At 69.5% G+C, this 3,494-nt stretch carries 3 protein-coding genes and 1 pseudogene; 3 read left to right on the top strand and 1 reads right to left on the bottom strand.

Annotation, left to right across the window (positions count from 1 at the left end; all coding sequences use genetic code 11):
* Positions 1–66: 66 nt before the first annotated feature.
* Entirely contained in the window at positions 67–270 is a 204-nt protein-coding gene (locus AC060L_RS36105; protein ID WP_483803227.1) for a hypothetical protein, read from the bottom strand.
* A gap of 329 nt (positions 271–599) precedes the next feature.
* Between AC060L_RS36105 and AC060L_RS36110 the strand changes: the two genes are divergently transcribed.
* The 3 genes and pseudogenes from AC060L_RS36110 to AC060L_RS36120 form a co-directional block, all read left to right on the top strand.
* Complete coding sequence (locus AC060L_RS36110) at positions 600–2,294, top strand: sodium:solute symporter family protein (protein ID WP_483803228.1); 1,695 nt, start codon at positions 600–602, stop codon at positions 2,292–2,294.
* Between the two features lie 25 nt (positions 2,295–2,319).
* Positions 2,320–2,619 (top strand): hypothetical protein, encoded by a 300-nt coding sequence (locus AC060L_RS36115; RefSeq protein ID WP_483803229.1) that lies wholly within the window; start codon positions 2,320–2,322, stop codon positions 2,617–2,619.
* Positions 2,620–3,132: 513 nt separating this feature from the next.
* Positions 3,133–3,486 (top strand): annotated as a pseudogene (locus AC060L_RS36120) (aggregation-promoting factor C-terminal-like domain-containing protein); the annotation flags it as partial.
* Positions 3,487–3,494 lie beyond the last annotated feature (8 nt).

The raw sequence follows: 3,494 nt of genomic DNA on the forward strand, positions 1-3,494 counted from the left end.
GGGTGGTTTGTTTGTTTTCTCTCTTTTTTCTTCTCTCCCCCCCCCCCCCCCCCCCACCACCCGGGATCACTCGCCGCCGATGGTGAAGCCCTCGATCGAGCCACCGTCGGCCTGGTTGGTCGTGGCGGCCTGGCCACGACCGGCCTGGGCGGTGCCGCTGCTGCTGTGGTACTTGCCCGCGTAACCGCTGATGGCGCTGGCGGTGCCGGCGCTCCCCGCGACGGTCAGGGCAGCCAGGGCAAAGCCGATCAGAGCGGTGCGAAGACGCATAGCTGTTCCCATCTCCAGGGGGCCGTTGTTGTCGGCCCGTCATGCCGACGAGCGTGCACCATCCCGGATCGGAACGGTTAGTCGCATACGGATCTGTTCACCCTGTTGGGCGCCACAATGCCTCGTTCGGATTGCGGCCGGGTGATCGGTGTGTTCAACTGCCCGGCCCCGACCGGCCGGGCGGCCGGTCGCCCGGGTGCCGCCGTTCGGATCAACGACCCGCCCACCGACGGGTGACGAGTCGCGGTGGGCGGGTCGGCGGATGGCTGGATGGGCACGGCAATCGCCGGCTCCGGCAGGGACCGGCGCCCGAGGGGTGGAGGCCAGCCATGAACATCCTTGCCGCCGCGGTCCTTCGGCTGGACGCCAAGCCCATCGACTACGTGCTGCTCGCCGTCTACTTCGCCGTGGTGCTCGGCATCGGCGCGCTGGCCCGGCGTTCGGTCTCGTCCAGCCTGGACTTCTTCCTCTCCGGGCGCTCGCTGCCCGCCTGGGTCACCGGGCTCGCGTTCATCTCCGCCAACCTCGGTGCGGTGGAGATCTTCGGAATGACCGCCAACGGCGCGCAGTTCGGCATCCCGACCGTGCACTACTACTGGATCGGCGCGATCCCGGCCATGGTCTTCCTCGGCCTGGTGATGATGCCGTTCTACTACGGCTCGAAGGTGCGCAGTGTGCCCGAGTTCCTGCTGCGCAGGTTCGGCTCCTTCGCGCACCTGGTCAACGGGCTCAGCTTCGCGCTCGCCCAGGTGCTGATCGCCGGGGTCAACCTCTACGCGCTGGCCACCGTGGTCAACCTGCTGCTCGGCTGGCCGCTCTGGGTCTCGATCGTCACCGCCGCCGTGATCGTGCTCGCGTACACCACGCTCGGCGGGCTCTCCGCGGCGGTCTACAACGAGGTGATGCAGTTCTTCGTGATCGTCGCGATGCTGGTGCCGCTCACCCTGGTCGGCCTGCACAAGGCCGGCGGCTGGCACGGCCTGACCGAGCGGATCCGGGCCGCCAACACCGATGCCGACCTCCAGCTGCACGCCTGGCCGGGCAGCAACATCACCGGGATCGAGAACGCGACGCTCTCCGTGCTCGGCATCGTCTTCGGTCTCGGCTTCGTGCTCTCGTTCGGCTACTGGACGACGAACTTCGCCGAGGTGCAGCGCGCGCTCGCGGCCCGCAGCATGTCCGCCGCCCGGCGCACCCCGCTGATCGGCGCGTACCCGAAGGCGCTGATCGCGCTGGTGATCGTGATCCCCGGGATGCTCGCCGCCGTGCTGTCGCCGGAGCTGGCCGCGTACAAGGCGAGTGGCGGGACGCTCTCCAACGGCGTCACCTACAACAACGCGATCGAGCTGCTGATCCGCGACCTGCTGCCGTCGGGGATGCTCGGTGTGGCGATCACCGGTCTGCTGGCGGCGTTCATGGCCGGCATGGCCGCGAACGTCAGCTCGTTCAACACGGTCTTCACCTACGACCTCTGGCAGGCGTACGTGATCAAGGACCGTCCGGACGCGTACTACCTGCGGATCGGCCGGGTGGTCACCGCGCTGGGCTGCGCGATCGCGATCGGCACCGCGTTCATCGCCAGTGGCTACAACAACATCATGGACTACCTGCAGACGCTGTTCGCCTTCTTCAACGCGCCGCTGTTCGCGACCTTCATCCTCGGCATGTTCTGGAAGCGGACCACGCCGATGGCGGGCGGCGTCGGCCTGCTGGTCGGCACCGCGGCGGCGTTCACGGTGGACCAGCTCAACCGGCACCACGTGCTGCACCTCTCCGGGCAGGGGCCCAGCTTCCTCGCGGCGAGCGTGGCGTTCGTGATGGACATCGCGGTGAGCGTCGCGGTCTCGCTGGGCACCGAGCCGAAGCCGGACCGGGAGCTGGTCGGCCTGGTCTGGTCGCTGACGCCGCGCGGCTCGCTCGCGGGCGAGCAGACCGCGGAGGACGCCGGCTGGTACCGCAACCCGGTGCTGCTCGGGGTCGGGGCGCTGGTGCTCGCGGCTGTGCTCAATGTCGTCTTCTGGTGAGTCGCCCTGCTGCTGAGGAGTCCCGATGCCCGAGTCGTCCGAGCCGTTCCAGTCCTCCGAGCCGTCGCAGCCGTCCCGGCCGGTGAAGAGCCGGGGGGCCGGGCTGTTCGACCTGCGCTGGATCCTCGCGTTGCTCTTCGTCTTCTACGGCACCGTGCTCACCGTGATGGGAGCCGCCTTCACCTCGCCCGCGGCCCGGGCCAAGGCCGCCGGGGTGAACGTGAACCTCTGGGTGGGCCTGTCCATGCTGCTGGGTGCCGCGATCTTCGCGACCTGGGCGCAGCTGCGCCCGATCCGGGTCCCGCTGGAGCCGGGCGGTCACTGACCGTCGACCGGGCTGGTGATGGTGCTCACGCGCCCTGACGGTCTCCTGCTCTTCCTAGTAGTCGGCTGGGCGGACTTTTGGGGTTTGGCCCGGCGGCCGGGGGCTGATGGCGGGGTGTTGGGTGTTTTCGCAGGTCAGCGTGGTGTGGCCGGGTGGGGTGGGGGGAGGTTTGACGGTTCGGGGTGGGGGTAGCGCGGCTGCCGGGGGGGTGGGTTGGCTACGACCGGGCGTCGTATCAGGGGTCCTTGGAACGGGCCGCCGGGCCCGCTAACAATGGCTCAGTCGCCAGTTGCGGCGCAGGACCCCCCGGTCCGGTGTCGTGACTCCCGAATCGGCAGCCACACTCCCTGGTGGGGCTGCCCCGGTGCCGAACCCCCTTGGACCGTGAGGCCGCAGCGCCTACGGACCACCTGTGGGGGGCCAGGTGCCCCACCTGATTGAGGTCGAACTCCCACATGCCCGTGATCTCCACCCGCATGCGCAAGTCCGCCGCCCTGCTCGCCTCCGGCATCGGCATCGTCGCGATCGGCGCCGCCGTCGTTCGGCGCCGCCGTCGTCCCCACCGCCGCCTCCGCCGCCCCGGCCACCCCCCAGGCCATCGCCGCGAGCATCGTGCCCGCCGACCAGCTCGCCTCCTTCGACCAGATCATCAGCCACGAAAGCGGCTGGAACGTCACCGCCACCAACCCCAGCTCCGGCGCCTACGGCCTGGGCCAGGCCCTGCCCGGCAACAAGATGGCCTCCGCCGGCGCCGACTGGCAGACCAACGCCACCACCCAGATCAAGTGGACCTACGACTACATGAACAGCCGCTACGGCAGCCCCAACCAGGCCTGGGCCTACTGGCAGATCCACCACAACTACTGACCCACCCC

It is taken from the genome of Kitasatospora sp. NEAU-69 (assembly GCF_057158765.1).

Excerpts from the sequence above, each read along its gene's own strand:
- AC060L_RS36110 (WP_483803228.1), top strand. The coding sequence starts at position 600 with ATGAACATCCTTGCCGCCGCGGTCCTTCGGCTGGACGCCAAGCCCATC.
- AC060L_RS36105 (WP_483803227.1), bottom strand. The coding sequence starts at position 270 with ATGCGTCTTCGCACCGCTCTGATCGGCTTTGCCCTGGCTGCCCTGACC.
- AC060L_RS36115 (WP_483803229.1), top strand. The coding sequence starts at position 2,320 with ATGCCCGAGTCGTCCGAGCCGTTCCAGTCCTCCGAGCCGTCGCAGCCG.